The sequence below is a fragment of the Janthinobacterium sp. FW305-128 genome (genome assembly GCF_020858135.1).
Classification (GTDB): Bacteria; Pseudomonadota; Gammaproteobacteria; order Burkholderiales; family Burkholderiaceae_D; genus Janthinobacterium.
Genome location: NZ_JACYMK010000002.1, coordinates 147,892 through 171,904 on the forward strand (window position 1 = coordinate 147,892; position 24,013 = coordinate 171,904).

Genomic DNA, 24,013 nt, shown 5'->3' on the forward strand with positions numbered 1-24,013 from the left:
CACGACAGTATGCTGAGTTCCATCTTTGCCGTATCGAACGATACCTTGCCGTACATCTATGGCACGCACAATGCCTGGCTGGTGTTGTTTTCTATCGGCATCGCCATTTTTGCCTCGTTCATGGCCTTGCAGATCGCCGGCATGGCGCGCAGCAGCGAGCGCGGCTTCCAGCGCCAGACGGCCATCATCACGGGTGCCATCGCGCTCGGCGGTGGCATCTGGTCGATGCACTTCATCGGCATGCTGGCCTTTGATATCTGCACGCGCGTGTCCTTCGCGCCCGGCCTGACCCTGCTGTCGATGCTTCCAGGCATGGCCGCTTCGTGGGTGGCGCTGCACCTGCTGGCGCGTCCGAGCATCAACTGGCGGCAATTGGTGGTCGGCGGCGTGCTCGTCGGAGTTGGGATCGGCTCCATGCATTACAGCGGCATGGCCGCCATGCAGACGTCGCTGGCCCTGCGCTACGAACCCTGGCTGTTTGTGCTCTCGCTGCTGGTGGCCGTCACCATGGCCATGCTGGCGCTGTGGGTGCGCTTCGGCCTGAACGCCATGCGCCAGCGCCTCAGTCCGCTTACATCCTTGCTGGTCAGCAGCGTGGTGATGGGCCTGGCCATTTCTGGCATGCACTACACGGGCATGCTGGCGGCGCGCTTTTCGGGCACGCCCACGGCAGGCGAGAACACGATCACGGTGCAAGCCTCGTTCGTCGCCCTGGCCGTGGCCCTGATTACCGTCACGCTGACCGTCTTTGTGGCCGCGGCGAATGGCTTGCTGCGCTACCGCCAGCTGCTGCGCCACGCCAGCGCCAGCGAATCGCGCCTGCGCGCCATCGTCGACACGGCGGCCGATGGCCTGATCACCATCGATGGCCAGGGCAAGGTGCGCTCCTTCAATCCCGCCGCGGAAAGCCTGTTCGGCTGGCGCGAAGCGGAGATCGTCGGGCGCGACGCCAGCGTGCTGCTGCAACCGGCCGATGCGGCCGAATACGAGGGCTATCTGCGCGACTATCTGGAAACGGGCGCTTCGCGCATCCTCGACAGCGGACGCGAACTCGATGGCTGCCACAAGGACGGCGCGGTGCTGCCCATGCGCGTGGCGATCGGCAAGATCGATACGCCGGGCCAGCCTCTGTTCGTGGCGTTTGTCACGGACATGCGCTCGTCGCGCAGCATGGAGCAGGCGCTCAAGGACAGCGAGCGCCAGTACCGTACCCTGATCCGCAATATCCCGGGCGTGTCCTTCCACTGCAGCTTCGCGCCCGAATGGAAGATGATTTTCATCAGCGACGCCGTCTTCAACCTGACGGGCTGGACGCCGCAGGACTTCATCGAAGGGCGGGTCAGGCTGTTCGACCTCGTGCATCCGGACGACCGCCAGCGCGTCAACGACACCTGCGTGCAGGCGGCCGGCGAACAGCGCGACTTCGAGAACGTCTACCGCCTGATCCACCGCGACGGGCGCGAGCGCTGGGTGCGCGAGAGCAGCGGCCCCGTGCTCGACAACGACGGCGTGGTGCGCTGGATCGACGGCGTCATCCTCGACATCACGGAAAGCGAATTGCGCAACGCCGAATACGAAGGCAAGGTGACGGCCATCTCGCGCGCGACGGCCGTGGCGGAATTCGACCTGCAGGGGCGCATCCTGGCGGTCAATCAGAACTTCCTCGACCTGGTCGGCTACCAGCTCGACGACGTGCTGGGTCTGCACCACAGCATCTTCTGCGAACCCGCCCACGTGATCTCGCCCGACTACATCGCGTTCTGGCAGCACCTGGCGGGCGGCGAATTCAATACGGGCGAGTACAAGCGCATCGGCAAGGATGGCCGCGAAGTGTGGATACAGGCGTCGTACAATCCGATCTTCAACACGGACGGCAAGCCGTTCAAGGTGGTCAAGCTGGCCACCGACGTGAGCGAGCGGCGCGCCATGCAGGAAAACCTGCGCGCGGCGAAAGACCGCGCCGAGCTGGCCGCCGAATCGAAGACCAGCTTCCTGGCCAATATGAGCCATGAAATCCGCACGCCGATGAACGCCATCATCGGCTTTACGGAAGTGCTGCTGGGGACGGCCCTGGACAGCCTGCAGCGCCGCCACCTGGGCACCGTGCGCCAGTCGGCCCGTTCGCTGCTCGAGCTGCTCAACGACATCCTCGACACGGCCAAGCTGGAAAAAGGCGCCACCGAGCTGGAACTGGTGGACTTCTCGCTGCCCGACCTGGTCGACCACGTGGCCGCCTCCCTGCGCGTCACGGCGCACGCGCGCGACCTGGTGCTGCATGTCGACGTCGATCCCGGCATGGGCCAGTTCTTCCTCGGCGACGCGCGCCGGGTGCAGCAGGTGCTGACGAATCTGATCGGCAACGCCGTCAAGTTCACGGAAGTGGGCCATGTGCGCGTGGCCGTCGGCATGCAGGGCGAGCAAGTGCATATCGCCGTGCACGACACGGGCATCGGCATTCCAGCCGACCGCCTGGACAAGATATTCGCCCCATTCACGCAAGCCGATTCCTCGATGAGCCGCCGCTTTGGCGGCACGGGCCTGGGCACGACGATTTCGCTGCAGCTGGTCGAACTGATGAAAGGCACCATCACGGTGGAAAGCACCCTGGGCGTGGGCAGCGTGTTCCACGTGCTGCTGCCGCTGGCGCCGGGCAAGGCCGTGGCGCGCCGCAGCGAGCAGCCCGTGGCGGCCTTGCCGCCGCTGCGCATCCTGGCGGCAGACGACGTGCCGCAGAACGTGGAGCTGCTCTTGATCAGCCTGGGCGCGGCGGGCCACCAGGTGATCGCCGCCAGCGATGGCGAGAGCGCCGTGCGCGAGTTCAGCAAGGGCAGCTTCGACATCGTCCTGATGGACGTGCAGATGCCGCGCATGGATGGACTGGAAGCGACGCGCCTGATCCGCGTGTACGAGCGCGAGCAGGGCCTGAAGGCGACGCCCATCATCGCCCTGACGGCCAGCGTGCTGGAACAGGACCGCCGCGCCGCGCAGACGGCGGGCATGAACGGCTTTGCCTCGAAGCCGCTGGAAATGCACAAGCTGACGGCGGAAATCGCGCGCCTGCTCGATATCGCCGTGGCCATGCCGCCGCCGGCCGCCGGCGCGGCGGCGCGTGCGGCCGCCGGCCAGGTCGACTGGCAGCGCGGCATCGCCCTGTGGGGCGGCCGCGAAGCCTTGCAGCGGGCGATCGGCCGCTTCGTGCAGGCCAATGGCGACTGCGCCGCCATGCTGGCGGCGGAACTGGAACGCGGCGGCGGCAGCGTGGCCGGCCACCTGCTGCACCGTATCAAGGGCGCGGCGGGCAATCTGTGCCTGGTGCAGGTCGAAAGCCTGCTGGGACGCATCGAACAAGCGATCGCGCGCCAGTTGCCGGCCACCGAATTGCTGGTGCAGCTGGCCGCCGCCTTCATGGCGCTGGCCGGTGAACTGGAAGAGGTAAATATGCCGGCCGTGGCCATGGACGCGACGCCCGCCGGCGCGCCCCTCGATGCGCCAGCTGCCGGCGCCTTGCTGCGGCAAGCTATCGCCAGCCTGGAGGGCGGGCAGCTCGACGACGCCCTGATGGCGCAGATCGCCGCCATCCTGGCGCCGCATGGCCAGCAGCCGCGCCTGCAGGCGCTGGCCAGCGCCATCGACGACTTTGAATTTGCGCGCGCCGTGGGCGTGCTGCGTCAGCTGCTGGCGTGGCTCGAGGCTCCTGCGCCTGCCGACCTTTCCTGATACTGGACTGACGATGACCTTACAAGAAGACAAACCGATCCTGCTGCTCGTCGACGACGAAGCGACGAATCTGCAGGTGCTGCGCCAGATCCTGCAGGACGATTACCGCCTGCTGTACGCCAAGGATGGCGAGAAGGCGCTGGAACTGGCGCAGAACAACCCCGTCGAACTGATCCTGCTCGACATCATGATGCCGGCCATGACGGGCTATGAAGTATGCCGCCAGCTGAAAGCCATGCCGGTTACTGCCGCGATTCCCGTCATTTTCGTCACCGCCCTGTGCGACGTGAAGGACGAGGCGGACGGCTTCGACGCGGGCGCCGTCGACTACATCACCAAGCCCGTCAGCCCGCCCATCGTGCGCGCCCGCGTGCGCACGCACTTGTCGCTGGTGGACGCCGAGGAATTGCGCCGCTCGCGCCTGCAGGTGATCCAGACCTTGGGCCAGGCGGCCGAATACAAGGATAACGAGACGGGCATGCACGTCATCCGCATGAGCTATTACGCGCGCCAGCTGGCACTGGCGGCCGGCTACAGCGCGGCCAGGGCGGAAGATTTATTGAATGCGGCACCGATGCACGACGTGGGCAAGATCGGCATCCCCGACGCCATCCTGCAAAAGCCGGGCAAGCTCGATGCGGAAGAATGGAAAGTCATGCGCCGCCACGCGGAAATCGGCGCGGCCATCATCGGCGAGCACGCGGGCGGTCTTTTAAAAATGGCGCGCACCATCGCCCTGACGCACCACGAGAAATGGGATGGCAGCGGCTATCCGCAAGGCCTCAAAGGCGAAGAAATCCCCCATGAAGGCCGGATCGTCGCCATCGCCGACGTCTTCGACGCGCTCACCAGCGAGCGCCCCTACAAGCGCGCCTGGACGATCGAAGAGGCCATCGCCACCATGCAGCGCGACAGCGGCACGCATTTCGATCCCGCGCTGCTGGCGCTGTTCATCGAACAGTTGCCGGCCATGCTGGAGATCAAGGACAAGTGGCGCGAGCCGGCGTAGGGAGCATCTGCTCAGGGCGGATCCACGCGCAGGCGGTCGGCCAGCAAGCGCGCATATGCTTCAGTGCTGCCGAATTGCACATGGGCACATGCCATGCTTGTGCCCAAGGCTGCCATGTGGCGAGAGGATATCGCATAGGCAAGTTTGCCGGGTTGTCGCCGCGATGGATACACGAAACCATGAATCGCGCCTGCCTCCTGCGCAATGATCTGATCCAGCTGCCAGCCCAGCCATTGGCACCAGCCGTGGTCGGGACTGCGCAATTGATCGTAGATACCCAGGCGGCTGGCGGCCAGTCCTGTCAGGTCGAGCAATTGCAGCGGGGCGCTGAACGACAGCGTGGCGATCAGGGCCAGTTCCGCACCATGCGCGATATAAAAGGTGCCCGGACGCGTCACGTCGTTCTGGCAAAGCTGGGCTTCCCAGGCAGCCGTATAGGCATCGTCCGCAAGATACGCCCAGTGATAGGGGAAGCCGGCCGCATCTGCCAGTTCGGCGGGCGGGCCGAAGCGGTAGGTGCGCTGGACTTTCAATGGCCAGATCGATGCCATGTTCCACGCCGCGCGCACCACGGCCTGGCTTGCTGGATGGGTGATGATATGACTCAATAATTCAGCGCGCAGCAATGCCAGCGCCGGCAGGCGCGTGATCATTTCTGGCGGGACAAGCGTATCTTTCAGTTGTAGCGTCATGCGAGGCTAGCCTACGATATCGGCCATGCCCCTATGCTGCCACTTCGCCGCCGCCAGCACCTTGCGCAATCTCTCGCTGGCGGGCAGATCCAGCAGCGCCTGCTGACTGGGATGCACTTCGGCCCGCGTTTCGAACGATTTGCCTGCAAGCAGCTCTGCCGGCGACAGTTCGTTGAGTTCGTCTGCGCTGCTGACCCAGAAGGCATGAATGTCACTGCCGGGCTGGCCGGCGAGAATGGCGAGCACGGGTGCGATCAGTTCCGGCACGGGCTGGACAAATTGCCACGCCGGAAACTCCTTGCCGATACTGCGCCCCTTGGGTGTCACGCAATAAAACCGCTGGCTTTCCACTGCGCGATACAGCGACGCCTGCGACAGTTCCACCCATCCTTGCCCAATGACATCGGATACCTTGAGTTTTGACACGGGAAGTTGCAGCGGTATCGATGGCGGGGTGGCGCGCAGAGAGGCGCGCGCCGCATCGAGCGCGCGCGTGGCCAGGTCGATCAGGCGCTCGCGCTCGGGACCTTGCGCCAATAGGTCGAGCTGTGCGCTCACCAATTGCGAGAATTGTTCCACTACCCGCAGGTCGTTGTCGGTCCATTCCCGGCGCGCGGGCGCCAGAGTGTCGTGATGCAGATGCGCTGTCATGTTCGCTCCTCGGGTATATGCGCCAGGCGTCTTACACACAAGATTATCATGTTTCGCAACTTTATCAAGCGAAAAGCGCATCTTTTCTGCATCAGGCAACGCTGTATGTCAGGGCAAGCTGTCCGGCAACCGCAAGATCCGCCGTATCTCCAGAATCGCCTGCGGACTTTCCTGCACGCTGTGCCACGAGGGGATGACTTTTTCCGACAGGGCGCCGTCGAGGTGGGCGCTGGCGTAGGGCACCACGCCGTCGCTCGATTCGGCCAGCGGCAGGTCCGGCGTGTCGTTGCCCATGATGGAGTAGTAGCGCACTTTCGGGCTGATGGGCAAGTCGGCCACCAGGCGCACGAACGGGTCCTTGTCGCTGAGGTTATCGATGCTGTTGGGGATGCGCAGCGGCTCGCTGCTGCCCGTGTCGAGCTGCGCCAGGCTGCCGGCCGCGTCGGACAGCTGGTCGAGCATGGTGATGGGCAAGGTGACGAGATTGGCGATCCAGCGCGCCACCTTGTGGTTGGCGAACGAGGTGCCGCGGTGCGGTGCGGCGATGAAGATGGCGCGGTTGACCTGCGGCATGGCCGTGAAATTGAGGTAGGGCGCCAGTCCGGCGCGCACTTTTTCCGCCTTCTTGCCCTTCAAATTGTATTCTTCCGTGATGGCGTCGAGCAGGGTGTTGCTGGCGTCGGACACCATCAGGCGCGCGAGCACGCCGCCCATGCTGTGGCCGATCAAGACCATCTCGTTCGCGGCATCCGCCTTGCCAGCCGGGTCGAACTGCGCCAGCGTCGCGGTCAGCGCCTTGCGGATGGCGGCGTTATTGGCGGCCAGCGGCGCATTGCTCGGGTAGTACACCTGCCAGATCTGGTAGCGGCGGCGCAGTTGTTCGTCGCCCATCAGTTCATTCGCCACGTTGATCCACGCTTCCGGGCTGCTGGCCAGGCCGTGCAGCATGACGATGGTGCGCTTGTTCGGGTCGTAGGGCTGCATCAGGTGCACCTGCGGGCGCGAAATGCCGTCGGCGCGGCCGAACAGGGTGCGCAGCGCCTGCACGCCGAAGCCGGAGCGGGCCAGCCACAGGCCATAGCCGGCCGTGAAGTTGGCTGCCACGGGCAGTTCCTGGCCTGCCATGCGCGTCGATTCGCTGCGCGTCGGGTCGACCAGCATCACCAGCAGCTGCTGCGTGGCCAGGACTTCCTGCAGGCTGTTGCCGTCGAAGCGGATCAGCGCCGTGACGACGGGGAAGCGGGTTTCCTGGTACGGCACATAGTCGCCTGTCGACGCCGGGGGCTTGGGCATGACGGCCACCAGGTCGGCGCCGAAGCCGTCGCGCCGGTACACATTGCGCAGGCCGGAAAACGTCAGCGAGGTGGCCGGCAGCAGTTCTTCCGGCAGGGTGCCGTCTGCGGGCAGCCGCAGGGCAGACAGTTCGCTGTCGATCTGCCAGCCGGCGACGCGGATCACATGGCCGTCCGGGCGGTATTCGCCGCGGTGGCGGAACAGGTTGCCGACGGCCTTTTGCACGGCGTAGTTATAGTAGTCGCGGATCTGCGTCTGGCGTTCCTCGAAGGCGCGCTGGCCCGGCGTGCGCGTCGTGTAGAACAGGTAGGCGTAGGCATAGCGGGCCGATTCCAGCCACGCGGCCAGCAGCTCGGCGCTGGGGTGGCCGCCCTGTTTTTCTTCGACCAGGGCGCTTTCCAGCCACAATTCGGAGAGGGTTGCCAGGCGCTGTTCGTCGCTGAGCAGCTCGGAGCGGGCCAGGTCGGCGCGACAGCTGCCCGTATTGGCTTCGCAGGCGGCGATGTCGCTGCCGATGATGCGCAGCACTTCGCTGGCCGATGCGCTGAGTTTGCCCGTGGTGAGGATGTCGCCGCGCCGCTGCTGCAGGTAGTCGGCCGGCGAAATGGCGCTGACGGTGACGGCGGCGCAGCCGCTCAGCAGCGCCGCGGCACAGAGCAGGGCGCCCAGGCGCAAGCGCCGCATCAGCGTGGCCGGCATCTCAGAACGAGTAGACCAGGGTCAGCGAGGTTTGCGTATCCGTGTTCTTCTTGTCGTCGGGTACGCGGGTATCGTTGCGGGCGCTGAAGGCGGCCTTCATCTGCATGGTGCCGTTGATTTTCGTGCTGAGGGCCGTTTCGGCGATCGAGTGGGTGTTCGAGGTGCCCCGTTCCACGCTGACCGTCTGCGTAAACATGGCCGACTGGCTGATCTTCCACTTCATGGCGGCCGCGCCGCGCACCGTCAGGCCGTGTTCCGATTCGCCCGCGTCATTGGTGCCGCTGAAATAGCCAGGACCGAATTCCACATCGACGCTCTTGTCGCTGGACTGGTACCAGCGCGAGCCGTGACCGACGGCCAGGGTCGAGTACTTGGTGTAGGCGCCGAACTTGTCGTTCACGTGCGAGGCCAGCACGAACAGTTTTTCATGGTCGGCCATCAGCTTGTAGGCGGCCTTGGCGGAGGCGGAAAAGCGTTCGGCCGAGCGTTCGCGGATCTTTTGTCCTTCGTCGTTCGTCGTTTCGTCTTCCTTGAAGTAGCCGCTGAAGATGTACTGGTTGCTCCAGTCGTCGAGTTCCTGGCGCGCGTCGATCTTGCCCGTGACGGAGGTGCCGACCGTGTTGCCCGAGGTGGTGATGGCGCCCAGTTCGGCGGAAGTGCTCCAGCTGCCGATGGGGATTTCATCGAACAGCATGCTTTGTTTGGTGTCTGCTGCGGCGGCGTTGCCGCAAGTGATGGCCATGGCCAGCGCCAGTGCGAGAGAGTGGGTCGATTTCATGGCTGTATTGGTCTGTGGCGCGCGCCAGGCGCGCCTGATGTTCGTTAGTGGCAGTGGTGGCGATGCTGGCCGCGGCAAGCCGGGAAGCGCCGATAAAACATGCGCGCGCGGGCGCGGCCAAACATTGTCGAGGCTGTATTGTACCCGACCCCGTCAACGTTCGCCGCACGCCCCGGCGCGCACGAATGCTGCTATATTGATGGAAATATTGCAAACCTGGCATGTGTGGATGATGACGATGAAAATAGCTTGCAAGCTTGTCACCGCGGTCTGGCTGTGCGCGGCGGTGCAGGCCGGGGCCCAGGCGCTGGAGACGACGCCGGGAGCGGGAGCGGCACCGCCACTGACGCAATCGATGATACGCGACGCCGTGCGCGCCGTACTGGCGGAAGAGGCGCAGGCGCGCGACGCGCTGCCGCAGCCGGCCATGCAGCAGGTGACGATACGCGCCGACCGGAAATACGAGCAGTTCGCCGCCGCCTTCGCCGAGGCGAAGGTGCCCGACTGCCTGCACGCCGACGGCTTGAAGCGCCAGCCCACCAGCATCGGCCCGATCGGCATCGGCGGCGTGTATGCCTTGCCCTTCGTGGCGATCGCCAAGCTGCGCGGCAAATGTAACTAGCCGGCCGCCGCCTGGCGGCGCACGCCGGGGCTGGCAAGTGGCGCGCGCCTGGCGTATGCTGCGCGTATTTGCTGCCTGATCTTACAAGGAATTCCCCGTGCGCTGCCTGGTCATCGAAGACGAAGCCGAAACTTCCCGTTACATTTGTGCCGGCCTGCGCGAAGCGGGCCACGACGTCACCTCCTGTGACAATGGCATCGACGGCATGCGCCTGGCCTGCGGCGAGGACTGGGATGCGCTGGTGCTCGACCGCCTGCTGCCCGGCGAAATCGACGGCCTGGCCATCGTCGCGCGCCTGCGCGGCATGGGCCGCAACACGCCCGTGCTGGTGCTGTCGGCCCTGTCCAGCGTCGACGAGCGCGTGCGCGGCTTGCGCAGCGGCGGCGACGATTACCTGTCGAAACCGTTCGCCATCGCCGAACTGCTGGCGCGCATCGAGGCGCTGCTGCGCCGCGCCGCGCCCGTGCCCGAATCGACGCAGCTGCAGGTGGCCGACCTGGTGCTCGACATGCGTACCATGCGCGTGACGCGCGCCAACCGGCAAATCGCCCTGCAGCCGCGCGAATTTCGCCTGCTCGAATACCTGATGCGCCACCAGGGGCAGTCCGTCACGCGCGCCATGCTGCTCGAAGCCGTGTGGGACTACCATTTCGACCCGCAGACCAACGTCATCGACGTGCAGGTGAGCCGTTTGCGCACCAAGGTGGACAAGGAGTTTTCTCCGCCGCTGATCCACACGGTGCGCGGCGTCGGCTACACCCTGGGTGTGCTCGACAGTGCGTAAGCTGCACCGCTCGATCGCGGCCAGGCTGGCGCTCGGCTATGGCGTGCTGGTGGTCGTGTCGATCAGCATCGTCTGCGCCGTGTTCTATTTCGGCACCATCGGCGTGCTCGATCGCAGCGTGGACCGCAAGCTGACCCTGCTCTCGGAGCGCCTCGCCGCGCTGTACGAGCAGGGCGGCAGCAGCCGCACGACGGCGGAAATCGCCCATCTGCTCACCGACCGCACCGACAGCGACACGGAAATCTTCTTGCTGGTCGATGCCGATGGCCGCCGCGTGGCGGGCAATCTGTCGTCCTGGCCCGACCTGGGCAGCCCCGTGGGCCGCCTGCTGCACCGCGACGTCACGCGCGAAGGGCGCCGGGTGCCCGCGCGCATGCTGATCCGCGACCTGACGGGCGGCGCGCGCCTGTTCGTCGGACGCGACATGGAGGAGGGCAAGTCGATCCGCACGCTGGTGCTGCGCTCGCTGGCCTATGGCGGCGGGGTGGCCATCGTGCTGGTGGTGGCGGGCGCCTGGCTGTTCCGCCGCCAGCTCGAGGCGCGCATCGGGCAGATCCGCCGCACGGCGGGGGAAATCGAGGCGGGCGACCTGAGCCGGCGCATTCCCGTGTCCAGCGAGGATGAATTCGGCTTGCTGAGCCGCGACATCAACCGCATGCTCGACCGCATCGAACACCTGATGGAAGGCGTGCGCCACGTATCGAACGCCATTGCGCACGACTTGCGCACGCCGCTGGGACGCATCCGCAACAAGCTCGATGGCGCCTTGCGCCAGCAGCAGGGCGTGGCCGGCTTTGAGAGCGCGGCCCAGGCGGCCATCGACGACATCGACGACCTGACGCGCGTGTTCGACAAGCTGCTGCAGATCGCGGCGGCCGAATCGGGCATGCGTCCCGAGAATTTCGATGACATCGACCTGCATCAGATCGGCGCCGACATCGTGGAAATGTACGAGGCCACGGCCGACGAGCAGGGTGTGCTGCTGGTGCAGATGTATGGCGAGGGCGTGCCGGCGCGGGGCGACCGCAACCTGCTGGGCAGCGCGCTGGCCAGCCTGGTCGACAACGCCATCAAGTATGCGGGGCCGGGCGCCACGGTGGAAGTGTCGGCTGGCAGCGATGAGCAGGGCAGCTGGCTGGCCGTGCGCGACAACGGCCCCGGCGTGCCGGCGGAGGAGTTGCCGAAGCTGACGCAGCGTTTTTACCGGCTCGACAAGAGCCGCCATTTGCCTGGCAACGGCCTGGGACTGTCCATCGTGGCCGCCATCGCGGCCCTGCATGGCGGCAGCCTGGAGATCGAGGATGCGGCGCCGGGATTGCGGCTGCGCTTCAGGCTTGCCGGTTTTATTGCCCGCTAACCCCGCCTTGTTGTCCGCCGTTTTTTTTTGACGGCATAACTGTTATCATATTTACTTTTTAATAAAACATTATGATATAATTTTGCTACTGTTAGTGGCGTAGCCCTTTGGCGGCAGATCCTGCCCGTCTTCGTGCGGCTGCATTAAGTGATCGCCATATCTGCCTGGTCCTCATTGCTGGCGCGGTGTGCCAGTTCGACAGATGGATATCGGGAGTAAGCATGACTGGTGCTGGCATGAAGAATGGCCATTTCAGTGGCCGTATCGTTTCCCTCGATGGCTTGCGTGGCTTGGCCGCGATGCTGGTCGCCGTGTATCATTTGCCGGTCATATTTGGTTTCACGATCACGCACGCTTACCTGGCGGTCGACTTCTTTTTCATCCTCTCCGGCTGGGTCATGGCACATAGCTATGAAAAGCGCATCTGCCTTGGCATGCCTTTCAGGGACTTTCTGTATAACCGCTTTGCCAGACTGTATCCGCTGTACGCCGTCGCGTTACTGGCAGCCCTCGCCGTCACCCTGATGAAGAGCCGCATCGGTACCGGGTCGGCAAACATCGCATGCTTCGTGCCCAATGCGCTGATGCTGCCATGCCTGCAGGATGATGGGCCTACCTTTCCCTTGAACGGACCAAGCTGGTCGATTTTCGTCGAGGTGACCATCAATCTGATCTGGTTCTTTGCCATCCGCATGGGCATGCATACTTTGCGCTGGAAGCTCGCCGTGCACCTTTGCTCGGCATTGCTACTGTGGGGATTCGCTGTCTGGATGAACCGCTATCTGGCCGGCTATGAGTCGGATGACGTCCACGAAGGCTTGCTGCGTGGCCTGCTGGGCTTTGCAGGTGGTTTGCTGTTGTTCCATTGCCGGATGCATGCCTTGATACTGGCCTATTTTGCAGCCCTGGCGCTTGGCGTGTTTGCCGTCTTTTATGCGGTGGGTGATACCGCCGATGTAATACCGCTGGGCCTCTTCGTGATGGGCGTGCTGCCCATGACGGTATGGCTCGCCGCCAGGCAGCGGCCGGCGATACTCGAAGGCCGGGCAGCAGCCTTCCTGGGCGACTGCTCCTATGCCATCTACCTGCTGCATGTGCCGCTGGCCATGATGCTGCAAAAGCCGCTGCGCCTGATGTTTCCGGGGACGGGCATATCGGCCTACATGATGAAAGCGGCGATCTTCACCGCCATCCTGCTCTTTGTCAGCAGCATGAGCTATCGCTTGCTGGAAGTGCCGGCACGGCGCTGGCTGCTGCAGCGGCTCAAGCGCGACCTCAGGCCGGTAACCGGCTCCATACAATAATGTGCTTGCGCGCCAGGCGCCAGGTCGACATTACCAACTTGTAACCCCCTTCGTTTTCGCCTCCCCCTATCATCCGCTCTACCCGGCGTAGAGCGGCTGCGTGCGCGCAGCCGCCTGTCCCGGGCTGCCCGCGACCTGTCGCGGCTTGCCTGTCCAGACCCGTCGTAGAGCCGTTCGCATGCATACTTTTACCGCCGCCGGCGACAACACCGCGCCGCAGCAGGCGCCACTGCGCCAGCATGGCCACCGCCTCAAGGCCGCCTTGGGCGCCCTGGTGTTTCCGCTGCAGCGCGCGCGCTGGCAAGCCTTTGTCGCAGGCACGCCTGGCCTGGCGGCGCTGGCGCACGCCCATCCCAGCCTGCTGTACAAGATTTACCGCCCCTACGCCAGCCGCCAGTTTGGCTGCGCGGCCAGGGTCGACCTGCTGCGCGGGCATTACCGCTTCCTGTGGCAGGCGGGCGCGCGGCCGCTGGTGGAATACGCGGCGCGCCGCGCGCTGGTGCTGGCCGCCATCGAGGGCAAGGATGGCGCCATCTACCGCCTGCAGCTGACGGCCATCCACGACAGCCACCGCGAGGGGGACCTGTGCCTGCGCCTGACGCGCGACGGCGTGTCGCTGTACCTGGCCAGTTTCCTGTTCCGTCCACAGCCCGGCGGCGCCGTCATCCAGCTGGGCGCCTTGCAGGGCTTGCGCTCGCAGGCGGGCGCGCAGGCGGTGAAGGACGCCACGCGGGCGCTGCACGGCTGCCGGCCGAAGAACCTGATGGTGGCCGCCTTGCGCGACCTGGGCGACTTTTTCGGTTGCGGCCACCTGGACCTGGTCAGCAACGCCAACCGCATCGCGCTGAACTGGCGCCGGCGCCGCCACATCTCGTGCGATTACGACCTGGCGTGGCGCGAACTGCATGCGCTGCCTGCCGGCGACGGCAATTACCGCCTGCCATGCGGCCCTTGCCGGATGCCGGACCTGGAGCTGGTGCCGTCGAAAAAACGCGCCGATGCGCGCCGCCGCGGCGCCATGCTGGTGCAGCTGGCGGCGGACATGCGCTGGCAAGTGGCGGCCCTGTTGCAGCCGCAATGACGGCGCAGGGCGGTCTTTTTTGACCTGCGCGGCTTTTTTGCCGGGCAGCCCGGCGCAAGCGGCGCGATCGGCGTATACTTATCGGCGTTGTTAACCTGAAGCCAGTCACCCCATGCCAGCACAATTCCCCACTTCGCGCATGCGCCGCCTGCGCGCGACCCCGCAACTGCGCGAGCTGTTCCGCGAAACCGAGATCAATCCGCGCGATCTGGTCCTGCCGATCTTCGTCGACGAAGGCAGCAGCGATTTCATCGACATCAAGTCCATGCCCGGCGTGCGCCGCATTCCCGAGGCGAAGCTGGCGCAGGAAGTCGAGCGCTACGCGCGCGCCGGCCTGCGCTCCGTCATGACCTTCGGCATTTCGCACCACAAGGACAGCCACGGCACGGACACCCTGAACCCGGACGGCCTGGTGGCGCGCATGTCGCGCATCATCAAGGACGCCGTGCCGGAAATGGTGGTCATGTCCGACACCTGCTTCTGCGAATACACGGACCACGGCCATTGCGGCATCCTGCATGGCGACACGGTCGACAATGACAGCACGGTGCTGAACCTGGGCAAGCAGGCCGTCATCGCGGCCCAGGCGGGCGCCGACATCATCGCCCCTTCGGCCGCCATGGATGGCCAGGTAGCGGCGATCCGCAGCGCGTTAGATGCGGCCGGCTTCCACGACACGCCCGTGATGGCGTATTCGACCAAGTTCGCCTCCGGCCTGTACGGCCCGTTCCGAGATGCGGCCGGCAGCACCCTGAAGGGCGACCGCAAGACCTACCAGATGGACCCGATGAACCGCCGCGAAGCGGTGCGCGAGTCCTTAATCGACGAAGCCGAAGGCGCGGACGCGCTGATGGTGAAACCTGCCGGCGCCTACCTGGACATCATCCGCGACCTGCGCGAAGTGACGCGCCTGCCGATCGGCGCCTACCAGGTCAGCGGCGAATACGCGATGATCAAGTTCGCCGCCCAGGCGGGCGCCATCGACGAGCGCCGCGTGGTGCAGGAAACCCTGGGCGCCATCAAGCGCGCGGGCGCGGACATGATCTTTACGTACTTTGCGATGGATGTGCTGAATAATCCGTATTGAGCATTCCCGGCGTTTTTCTCACCCCGAAAGCAAAATCCGGGGTCAGACCCGGCGGGTCTGACCCCAGCATTTACGCTGCAGGGGCTCTCTCTGCATTCCTCACGCCCATGCCCCTGAAAATCTCCCGCATCCTGCACGCCGGCTATGTCTTCGAATGCGAAGGCACGGCCATCGCCTTCGATCCCATCGTTGAAAACCCCTTCAGCCGCAACTGCCACGCGTTTCCGTCCGTGCGCTTCGATCTCGACGCCGTGCGCCGGCTGCGCTGGGACGCCGTCTTCATTTCGCACTTCCATGACGACCACTGCTCGCTCGACAGCCTCGATGCGCTCGACCGCGCCACGCCCATCTATCTGTACTGCGTCTTCGACGAACTGTTCGCGATGCTGCGCGCGCTCGGCTTTACGCAAGTGCAGCGCCTGCACATCGACGTGGCCGTGCGCGTGGGCGCCATCGAGGTGATCCCGCGCCGGGCGCTGGACGACGACGTCGATTCGCTGTTCCAGGTGCGCGCGGCGGGTTTGAACGTATTAAACGTCGTCGACTCGTGGATCGGCCCCGAGACGCTGGCGCAGCTGGCCGCGTTCGCGCCGTGGGACATGGTGCTGTGGCCATTCCAGACCATGCGCGAGATCGCCGTCATCGCGCCGTCGCTGGCAGCGCGAGGCCCGGTCGAACTTCCCGACGACTGGGTGCCGCAGCTGCGCGCGCTGGCGCCCCGTTACCTCGTGCCCAGCTCCTGCCAGTTCGTGCAGGAAGACTGGTCCTGGTACAACCACGCGATGTTCCCCGTTACCTACCGCCGCTTTGCCGATGAAATCGGCGCCGCGCTGCCCGAGGCGCACATCTTCCGCCTCGATCCGTCGACGGCCGTGCTGCTCGACGCGCACGGAGTGAGCAGCGCCGAACCCTTGCCCTGGGTGCTCCCGGTCGGACCGCAGGACGTGGATTTCGATTACCGTCCCGACGCGCCGCCGCCCGCCACGGCGGACATCGCCCGCCGTTTCGCACCCTTGAGTGCCGCCGACACGGCGCTGGTGCTCGATTTTTGCCAGGGTGGCTTGCTCGAGCGCTACCGCGACATGGAGCTGCCCGAGGACAGCTACTTCCAGCAACCGCGTTTGTGGCGATTGTCGCTGTATGGCCATGACGGCGTAGCCACCGTCGTGCATTACCGCACGCATGGCGACTTGATCGACCTGGTGCCGGAGACGAACGAAGCGCCCGGCTGGACCACCGAGGTGCCGCTGGTGAAATGCCATGCGGCGCTGGTGCTCGGTGAATCGCTGACGTCGATGTACATGCGCATCAATGACGGTCCTTTCGATGCCGGGGCGCGGGCCGCACTGGCGGAGGCCGACGTCGTCGACGATCCCCTGATACGCTGCCTGTTCAATGACGCCATCGGCGCCTACCAGGCGGCGCAGCTCAAGCGCTTGCTGGCCCGCTGAAGAAAGTCGCGCGACAGAGTAAGATAGCTGCTTCTGACGAGAACGGGAAAGACACCATGGCACAAGACAACGAAACCGCGATCCTGGCCGGCGGCTGCTTCTGGGGCGTGCAAGATTTGCTGCGCCGCTATCCGGGCGTGATCGCCACGCGCGTGGGCTACAGCGGCGGCGACGTCGCCAACGCCACCTACCGCAACCACGGCACGCATGCGGAAGCGATCGAGATCATCTTCGATCCGAGCACCATCAGCTACCGCAAGATCCTGGAATTTTTCTTCCAGATCCACGATCCCAGCACGCCGGACCGCCAGGGCAACGACCGCGGCACCAGCTACCGTTCGGCCATCTTCTACATGAACGACGAGCAAAAGCGCGTGGCCGAAGACACGATCCGCGACGTCGACGCCTCCGGCCTGTGGCCCGGCAAGGTGGTGACGGAAGTGGCGCCGGCCGGCCCGTTCTGGGAAGCGGAACCCGAGCACCAGGATTATCTGCAGCGCTTGCCGCACGGCTACACCTGCCACTACATCCGGCCGGACTGGGTCTTGCCGCAGCGTCAACAATAAGCGTCACGGGAGACGGCCATGCGCTATTGGCAGGTGGAGCGGCGGCAGGCGGAAGGGCAGCTGGATCTGGGGCGCGCCCTCGATCTGGTGGCCGCCATCGGCCATGCCGACGTGAATGCCGTCGCCGGGGCCATCCTGAAGACGGTCAGCACGGCCGCGCCCATTTCCCAGTGCACGATCTTTGCCTATGAATTCGGCAACCGGCCCCGCACGGTGGCCGTGGCCGACCGGCGCGGCGGACGTTTCCTGCAGGATATCGCGGACAGCTACGCGCGCCATTACTATGCGCTCGACGGCAACCAGCGCGTGATCGCGCCCGCGCCCGGGCGGAAAATCGATCCCGCCATCGTGCTGCACCAGCAAGCGAGCGACGAGATCGACCATCCCGGCTACCGCGCCACCTGCTATCAAAAACCGAATGTCTCGGATCGGCTGTCCTTGCTGGTGCAGCCGGCCGGCGATATCTGGTTGTCCGTCAATTTTTACCGCGACAGCAGCCAGGGCCAGTTCCAGCCTGGCGAAATCGCCGCCATCGAAACCCTGTCGCCGCTGTTCGCCCATGCGGCCAAGTACCACTACAGCCTGAACGGCCAGCCCGCGCAGGGTGTCGCGCCCATGATGCTGGCAAGGTTGCGCCAGCATTGTCCCGCCTTGAGCAAGCGCGAACTGGATGTGCTGCGCTGCATGCTCGAAGGCTTCACGGCCGTGGAAATCGCCGAGACCATGGGCCTGCAGCCATCGAGCGTCATCACCTACCAGAAGCGCGCCTATAAACGCCTGGGCATTTCCAGCCAGCGCCAGTTGTTTGCCCTGTGCATGGCGCCAGCGCCTGTCTAGTCCCTTGGATGTAGGGAGGGCTCCGACTTTTTGACTGTGTTCGCCGCGAAATGTCCCCAAAATGGGGACAGGGTTCGCGGCGCGCGTCTGCATACTGTGTTTCAAGCCGGGATCACCCGGCCGCTCTCACCCAATAAAATCAACAAGGGGAGGGCGACACCTTATGGAGACAAGCATGACCATCGCCCAAGGGGCCACCCCCGCCATCGCCGCCACCCCGGCGCCCGTCCTCGACGCGGCCAGCGTGCAACTGGAACAGCAGGTGATGCGCAAGGTATCGCGCCATCTGCTGGGTTTTCTGTTCCTGCTGTTCGTGTTTTCCTTTCTTGACCGCATCAACATCGGCTTTGCCGGCCTGACCATGATGCAAGACCTGGGCGTGTCCGGCACCCAGTTCGGCTTTGCCACCACCCTGTTTTACATCGCCTACATCGCTTGCAGCATCCCCAGCAATATCGTGCTGGCGCGCATCGGCGCGCGTAAATGGATAGGCAGCATGATGATCGCCTGGGGCCTGGCCTCGACGGCGACCCTGTTCGCCAGCGGCCCGGCCAGCCTGTATGCGCTGCGCTTTTTAGTGGGCGTGACGGAGGCGGGCTTTCTGCCCGGCATGCTGCTCTACCTCACGTACTGGTTTCCCAGCGCCTACCGGGCGCGCGCCAATGCGCTGTTCATGATCGCCATGCCCGTCACGGCCGCCATCGGTTCGGCCCTGTCCGGTCTGATCCTGGGACTGGACGGCCACTGGGGCTTGAAGGGCTGGCAATGGCTGTTCTTGCTCGAAGGCATGCCTTCCGTGCTGCTGGGCCTGGCCGTCTACGGCTACCTCGACGACGCGCCCAACAAGGCAAACTGGCTGGGCAAGCTGGAACAGCAGGTGCTGGCGCGCATGCTGGCCGCCGAGCACAAGCCTGATGCGCCCCGGCAAAAAGTCTCCGTGCTGGCGGAAATGCTGTCGCCCACCGTGCTGAAATTCGGCATCGCCTACTTTTGTCTGGTGAACACCCTGGCCATGGTGGCCGTGTGGACGCCGCTGATCGTGAAAAGTTTCAATAGCGGCGCCAGCAACACCCAGATCGGGCTGCTGGCGGCGATACCGCAGGTCTGCACCGTCATCGGCATGATTCTGTGGGGCCGCCGCTCGGACCGGCTGCAGGAGCGCCGCTGGCATATCGTCTGGCCCATGCTGCTGTCGGCCGCCGGTTGGCTCTTGACGGCCTATTCTGGCAATCCCGTGCTGCAGTTGCTGGGCGTGTGCATGGCTTCGACGGGTGCCTACACGGCCATGTCGGTCTTCTGGACCACGCCGGACCGGGCCCTGAGCCTGGGCGCGCGCGCCATCGGCATCGCCGTCATCAATGCCACGGGCAATATCGGCTCGGCCCTCAATCCCGTCGTCGTGGGCTGGCTGAAGGATTTCACGCACAGCTTTGCCACGGGCTTGCTGTATGCGAGCGTGCTGCTGGTGGCCGGGGCTGCCATCGTGCTGACCCTGCCGATTGCGCGCGGCGGCAAAACACATTCTTGAGAGGACACCATCATGCGCGACACGTTTCACCCTTATCCCCATGTGCCGAAAGTGTATCCGCCCGGCAAGCCTGCGGGCGCCGGCACGCAGCACGTCCCGGTCCTGATCGTCGGCGGCGGCCCCGTGGGCCTGGCCACGGCCCTGGGCCTGGCGCGCCACGGCGTGCGCTCGGTGCTGATCGAGGCGGACGATGGCGTTTGCACGGGCAGCCGCGCCATCTGCATCTCGCGGCGCAGCCTGGAAATCATCGACCGCCTCGGTGCGCTCGACGGTTTTATCAGCAAAGGCTTGCCGTGGGCGGGCGGCCGCAGTTTTTACCGCGACGAGGAAGTGCTGCACTTTACGATGCCGCAAGACGCGAACCAGAAATTGCCGCCGATGGTTAACCTGGCGCAATACCATATCGAGCAATTCCTGCTCGATGCGGCCGAACGCCAGCCGGAGCTAATCGATATCCGCTGGCAAACGCGCGTCACTGGCGTGCAGCAGCGCGCCGATGGCGCCACGGTCACGCTGGCCACGCCCGATGACACCTACACCATCGACGCGGACTGGCTGGTGGCGGCCGATGGCGGGCGCAGCGCCGTGCGCGAGGCGCTGGGCTTGAAATTGCAGGGCACCAGCTATGAAGGCCGCTATGTGATCGTCGACATCCATTTGAAAAGCGAGCGCCCCACGGAGCGCCTCGCGTATTTCGACCCGCCGTCGAACCCCGGCTCGACCGTGCTGGTGCACAAGCAGCCAGACGATATCTGGCGCATCGATTACCAGCTACGCGACGATGAGGATGCGCAGGCGGCGGTGCTGCTGGAAAACGTGGCACCCCGCGTCGACAGCCTGCTGGCCATGATGGGGGAGACACAGCCATGGCACCCCGTGTGGATCACCATTTATAAAGCCAACGCCTTGACCCTGGACAAATACCGGCACGGCGCCGTGTTGTTCGCGGGCGACGCCGCCCACCTGGTGCCGATCTTCGGCGTGCGCGGGGCCAATTCCGGCATCGACGACGCCGACAATCTGGCCTGGAAACTCGCCTATGTCGTCAAGGGGCAGGCGCCTGATAGCTTGCTCGACAGCTATTCGAATGAACGTGCGTACGCCGCCCATGAAAACCTGCGTCACGGCACGAAAAGCACGGAATTCATGGCGCCGCCCACGTTCGCCTTCGAACTGATGCGCACGGCAGTGCTGGGCCTGGCGGGCAAGCACGCACACGTGCGCTCGCTGATCAACCCGCGCCAGACCAGCGCCATCGCGTATGCGCAATCGGCCTTGAATGCGCCTGAGCTGGACGTGTTCGCGGCCGGTCCCGCGCCCGGCACGGTCTTGCCCGAGTGCCCGCTGGCGCTGCCGCACAACGGCGGCCAAAAAGCGCGGTATATTACCGATTTGCTCAAACGCGCGGATGGCCATTTCACGGGCCTGTATTTCAGCGAGGATGGCGCCGTGCCCGCGGAACTGCTGGCGCTGGGCGACAGCTTGCCGCTGACGACCGTGGCGATTGCCTGCAGCGGGGAGCAAGGGGGCGCCTGCGACCACACGGCACAGGTATGCTCGCTGTTCGACGCGCAGCCAGGCACGTTTTATCTCGTGCGCCCGGATGGACACGTGCTGGGGCGCTGGCGCCAGGTGAGGGTGGGGCAGGTGGTGGCAGCGCTGGCAGCGGCCGGCATCGCCCAATCAAAGTAACAAGGAGATCATATGACCGACATCGAACTGGACAATCTTTACACCGAGCTGTGCCACACCATGGGCGGCCTGGGCGAACAGCGCTCGCCGCTGTTCCTGGCCCGCTTCGCCTTGCTGGCCATGGGCGCCATCGGCCAGGCCGACGTGGTGCAAGGCTTGCTGCGCGACGCGGCCGACGGCCTGGCGGTGCGCGCATGATAGGCGCCGGCTACCAAAGCGGCTTCGGCAACGAATTTGCCACGGAAGCCGTGCCCGGCGCCTTGCCGCAGGGACAGAATTCGCCACAGCAGGCGCCGCTGGGCCTGTATGCGGAGCAGTTGTCGGGCACGGCGTTTACGGCGCCGCGCGCGCAGAACCGGCGTTCCTGGCTGTACCGCATCCGCCCGGCCAGCCAGCATCCGCCATTCACGCCGCTGGCGAACACGCGCATCGTCAGCGATTTCCACGCCATGCCGCCGACGCCGCCGAACCAGCTGCGCTGGGACCCGCTGCCGCTGCCCGACAGCGCCACGCCGGTCGATTTCATCGATGGCTGGCAAACGATGGCGGGAAACGGCAGCGCCGAAGCGATGAGCGGCTGCGCCATCCACGTGTACTCGGCCAACCGCTCCATGCAGCGTTTCTTTTATTCGGCCGACGGCGAATTGCTGGTCGTGCCGCAGGAAGGGCGGCTGGCGATTGCCACGGAACTGGGCTTGATCGAACTGGAACCGCAGGAAATCGCCGTGATCCCGCGCGGCGTGCGCTTCCGCGTGACCCTGCCGGACGGCCTGGCGCGCGGTTATGTGTGCGAAAACTTCGGCACCGCCTTCCGCCTGCCCGATATGGGCCCCATCGGCTCGAATGGCCTGGCCAACAGCCGCGACTTCCTCACGCCGCACGCGGCCTACGAGGATATCGAGGGCGATTGCGAACTGGTGGCCAAGTTCGGCGGCCATCTGTGGCGCACGACCTTGGATCATTCGCCGCTCGACGTCGTCGCCTGGCATGGCAATTACGCACCGTATAAATACGATTTGCGCCGCTTTAATGTCATCGGCTCCATCAGCTACGACCATCCGGACCCGTCGATCTTCCTCGTGCTGCAGGCGCCGAGCGAAAATCCGCTGCTGGGCGCGATCGACTTCGCCATCTTCCCACCCCGCTGGCTGGCCGCCGAGCACACGTTCCGCCCGCCCTGGTTCCACCGCAACGTGGCCAGCGAATTCATGGGGCTGATCCACGGCGTGTACGACGCCAAGGCGGCCGGTTTTGTACCTGGCGGCGCCAGCCTGCACAACTGCATGTCCGGCCACGGCCCCGATGCGCAGACGTTCGAGAAAGCCTCGCACAGCGATACGTCCGCGCCCGTGAAGGTGGCCGATACCATGGCTTTCATGTTCGAGACGCGCACCATCCTCAAGCCCACGCCGTTCGCGCTGGACGGCGGCCTGCTGCAAAACGACTATTTCGAATGCTGGCAAGGCTTGCGCAAGCATTTTGATCCGGATCAAGCCTAGTCTAGCCTTGCTCAGGCTGCCCGCGCCCGCCCCAGCGTATGCGGGTTGGCGGGCCGCGCCAGTCCCAGGTGGCCGCGCAGGGTGCTGGCCGCATACTCGGTGCGAAACAGGCCGCGCCGCTGCAGTTCCGGCACCACCAGCCGCGTAAAGTCCTCGAAGCCTTGCGGCAGCAGGGGCGGCACGACGTTGAAGCCGTCCGCGCCCCGTTCCACGAACCACTGCTCCATCGCGTCGGCCACCGTCTTGACGGAGCCGATCGCTTGCAGGTGGCCGCGCGCCACGCGAAAGCGCAGCACCAGCTGGCGCAAGGTCAGGTGCTCGCGGCGGGCCAGCTCCAGCTGCTGTTGAAAACGTCCCTTGCCATTGTCGCCCGCCTCGTAGGGCAGGTCGGGCAGGGGGCCGTCGAGCGGATAGCCGGACAAGTCGAAGCCGCCAAATTCCAGGTTGCTGAAGTCGACCAGGTCCTGCAGCTCGCCGAACTGGTCCTGCGCCTGCTGGTCCGACTCCGCCACCACGACGGACAGGCCCGGCGTGACTTTCAATTGATCTTCGGCGCGGCCATATTTCGCCATGCGGCCTTTCACGTCCGCGTAATACGCCTGCGCCACGGGCAGCGAGGTGGCGGAGCAGTACACCATCTCGGCCAGCCGCGCGGCAAATTCGCGGCCCGTCTCGGAATTGCCCGCCTGGACCAGCACGGGGTGGCCCTGCACGGGGCGGGGCAAGTCCAGTAAGCCTTGCGAGGCGAAATACTCGCCCTGGAAATCGAGCGCATGGCCGGCTGCCGGCTGGTAGAACCGGCCGCCGGCGCGGTCTGGCCGGTCGAAGGCATCGTCGTCCCAGCTATCCCACAGGGCCTTGGACAGGGCGACGAATTCATCGGCGCGCGCATAGCGCTGCGCGTGGCTGCGCGGCGCATCGATGCCGAAATTGCGCGCCGTATGCTCGGCGAACGAGGACACGACGTTCCAGCCCGCGCGCCCGCCGCTCAGGTGGTCGAGTGAACTGAATTTGCGCGCCACGTGATACGGGTGCTCGTAATTCGTGTTGACGGTGGCGATCAGGCCGATGTGGCTGGTGACGGCGGCAATCGCCGACAGCAGCGTGAAGGGTTCGAACGGCAGGCCGATGGCGGCGCGGCCCGTGTCCGGCGTGACGTCGCCGGCGCGGCCGATGAAGTCGGCGATGAAAAAGCTGTCGAACCTGGCCGCCTCGGCCAGCCTGGCGGCGCGCAGCCACCAGGCCAGGTCGGGCCGTCCGCTGGCGCTGGCGGACGGATGGCGCCAGGCGGCAGGGTGGTGGCCGTGGCGCTGCAAAAAGACGTTCAGGACGAGCTGGCGTGCTGGCATGGGGGAAGCTCCGTGGT

Annotated in this window: 20 protein-coding genes; 15 read left to right on the forward strand and 5 right to left on the reverse strand. The window is 65.4% G+C overall.

The features are described 5' to 3' along the window. Positions 1-9: 9 nt before the first annotated feature. Together IGS60_RS05430 and IGS60_RS05435 are read left to right on the forward strand one after the other, a co-directional pair. Complete coding sequence (locus IGS60_RS05430) at positions 10-3,717, forward strand: PAS domain S-box protein (protein ID WP_230502891.1); 3,708 nt, start codon at positions 10-12, stop codon at positions 3,715-3,717. 13 nt (positions 3,718-3,730) lie between these two features. Beyond that, positions 3,731-4,726, forward strand: a complete 996-nt coding sequence (locus IGS60_RS05435; RefSeq protein ID WP_230502893.1) for an HD domain-containing phosphohydrolase — start codon at positions 3,731-3,733, stop codon at positions 4,724-4,726. Positions 4,727-4,737: 11 nt separating this feature from the next. Here the strand turns inward: IGS60_RS05435 and IGS60_RS05440 are convergent, their stop codons facing one another. From IGS60_RS05440 to IGS60_RS05455, 4 genes are all read right to left on the reverse strand, one after another. Beyond that, positions 4,738-5,379: an RES family NAD+ phosphorylase gene (locus tag IGS60_RS05440; protein WP_230502895.1), complete on the reverse strand. Its 642-nt coding sequence runs from the start codon at positions 5,377-5,379 to the stop codon at positions 4,738-4,740. 45 nt (positions 5,380-5,424) lie between these two features. Continuing rightward, positions 5,425-6,069, reverse strand: a complete 645-nt coding sequence (locus tag IGS60_RS05445) for a hypothetical protein (RefSeq protein WP_227741975.1) — start codon at positions 6,067-6,069, stop codon at positions 5,425-5,427. 108 nt (positions 6,070-6,177) lie between these two features. Next, the gene (locus IGS60_RS05450) at positions 6,178-8,061 is read right to left on the reverse strand and encodes a triacylglycerol lipase (RefSeq protein ID WP_230502897.1); all 1,884 of its coding nucleotides are present in this window, start codon (positions 8,059-8,061) and stop codon (positions 6,178-6,180) included. A gap of 1 nt (position 8,062) precedes the next feature. Further along, the gene (locus tag IGS60_RS05455; protein WP_070218454.1) at positions 8,063-8,839 is read right to left on the reverse strand and encodes a YdiY family protein; all 777 of its coding nucleotides are present in this window, start codon (positions 8,837-8,839) and stop codon (positions 8,063-8,065) included. A gap of 238 nt (positions 8,840-9,077) precedes the next feature. Here IGS60_RS05455 and IGS60_RS05460 point away from each other — a divergent pair, with 238 nt between their 5' ends. The 13 genes from IGS60_RS05460 to hmgA all read left to right on the forward strand — a co-directional run bounded on the left by IGS60_RS05460 (position 9,078) and on the right by hmgA (position 22,647). After that, positions 9,078-9,461 carry a hypothetical protein gene (locus IGS60_RS05460; protein ID WP_230502899.1) on the forward strand — a complete coding sequence of 128 codons (384 nt, stop codon included), beginning with the start codon at positions 9,078-9,080 and terminating at the stop codon, positions 9,459-9,461. 97 nt (positions 9,462-9,558) lie between these two features. After that, complete coding sequence (locus tag IGS60_RS05465; protein ID WP_230502901.1) at positions 9,559-10,245, forward strand: winged helix-turn-helix domain-containing protein; 687 nt, start codon at positions 9,559-9,561, stop codon at positions 10,243-10,245. After that, on the forward strand, positions 10,238-11,602 hold the full coding sequence (locus IGS60_RS05470; RefSeq protein ID WP_230502905.1) for a HAMP domain-containing sensor histidine kinase: 1,365 nt from the start codon (positions 10,238-10,240) through the stop codon (positions 11,600-11,602). Before IGS60_RS05465 ends, IGS60_RS05470 begins: the two co-directional genes overlap by 8 nt. 221 nt (positions 11,603-11,823) lie before the next feature. Further along, positions 11,824-12,906 carry an acyltransferase gene (locus IGS60_RS05475; RefSeq protein ID WP_230502907.1) on the forward strand — a complete coding sequence of 361 codons (1,083 nt, stop codon included), beginning with the start codon at positions 11,824-11,826 and terminating at the stop codon, positions 12,904-12,906. 178 nt (positions 12,907-13,084) lie between these two features. Then, positions 13,085-13,987: a DUF535 family protein gene (locus IGS60_RS05480; RefSeq protein WP_230502909.1), complete on the forward strand. Its 903-nt coding sequence runs from the start codon at positions 13,085-13,087 to the stop codon at positions 13,985-13,987. Between the two features lie 112 nt (positions 13,988-14,099). After that, on the forward strand, positions 14,100-15,074 hold the full coding sequence (gene hemB / locus IGS60_RS05485) for a porphobilinogen synthase (RefSeq protein WP_035819309.1): 975 nt from the start codon (positions 14,100-14,102) through the stop codon (positions 15,072-15,074). Between the two features lie 107 nt (positions 15,075-15,181). Next, positions 15,182-16,525 (forward strand): MBL fold metallo-hydrolase, encoded by a 1,344-nt coding sequence (locus tag IGS60_RS05490; protein WP_230502911.1) that lies wholly within the window; start codon positions 15,182-15,184, stop codon positions 16,523-16,525. A gap of 56 nt (positions 16,526-16,581) precedes the next feature. Beyond that, positions 16,582-17,091: a peptide-methionine (S)-S-oxide reductase MsrA gene (gene msrA / locus IGS60_RS05495; RefSeq protein ID WP_230502913.1), complete on the forward strand. Its 510-nt coding sequence runs from the start codon at positions 16,582-16,584 to the stop codon at positions 17,089-17,091. An 18-nt stretch (positions 17,092-17,109) separates the two neighbouring features. Further along, a complete protein-coding gene (locus tag IGS60_RS05500; RefSeq protein WP_230502915.1) occupies positions 17,110-17,928 on the forward strand; it encodes a helix-turn-helix transcriptional regulator in 819 nt (272 codons plus the stop codon). A gap of 175 nt (positions 17,929-18,103) precedes the next feature. Further along, positions 18,104-19,456: an MFS transporter gene (locus IGS60_RS05505; protein ID WP_230502917.1), complete on the forward strand. Its 1,353-nt coding sequence runs from the start codon at positions 18,104-18,106 to the stop codon at positions 19,454-19,456. A gap of 12 nt (positions 19,457-19,468) precedes the next feature. Further along, on the forward strand, positions 19,469-21,148 hold the full coding sequence (locus IGS60_RS05510) for an FAD-dependent oxidoreductase (protein ID WP_230502919.1): 1,680 nt from the start codon (positions 19,469-19,471) through the stop codon (positions 21,146-21,148). Between the two features lie 12 nt (positions 21,149-21,160). Beyond that, on the forward strand, positions 21,161-21,346 hold the full coding sequence (locus tag IGS60_RS05515) for a hypothetical protein (protein ID WP_230502921.1): 186 nt from the start codon (positions 21,161-21,163) through the stop codon (positions 21,344-21,346). Further along, on the forward strand, positions 21,343-22,647 hold the full coding sequence (gene hmgA, locus IGS60_RS05520; protein ID WP_230502923.1) for a homogentisate 1,2-dioxygenase: 1,305 nt from the start codon (positions 21,343-21,345) through the stop codon (positions 22,645-22,647). The genes IGS60_RS05515 and hmgA overlap by 4 nt, the downstream gene beginning before the upstream one ends. A gap of 11 nt (positions 22,648-22,658) precedes the next feature. Here the strand turns inward: hmgA and IGS60_RS05525 are convergent, their stop codons facing one another. Further along, a complete protein-coding gene (locus IGS60_RS05525) occupies positions 22,659-23,996 on the reverse strand; it encodes an LLM class flavin-dependent oxidoreductase (protein ID WP_230502925.1) in 1,338 nt (445 codons plus the stop codon). Positions 23,997-24,013 lie beyond the last annotated feature (17 nt).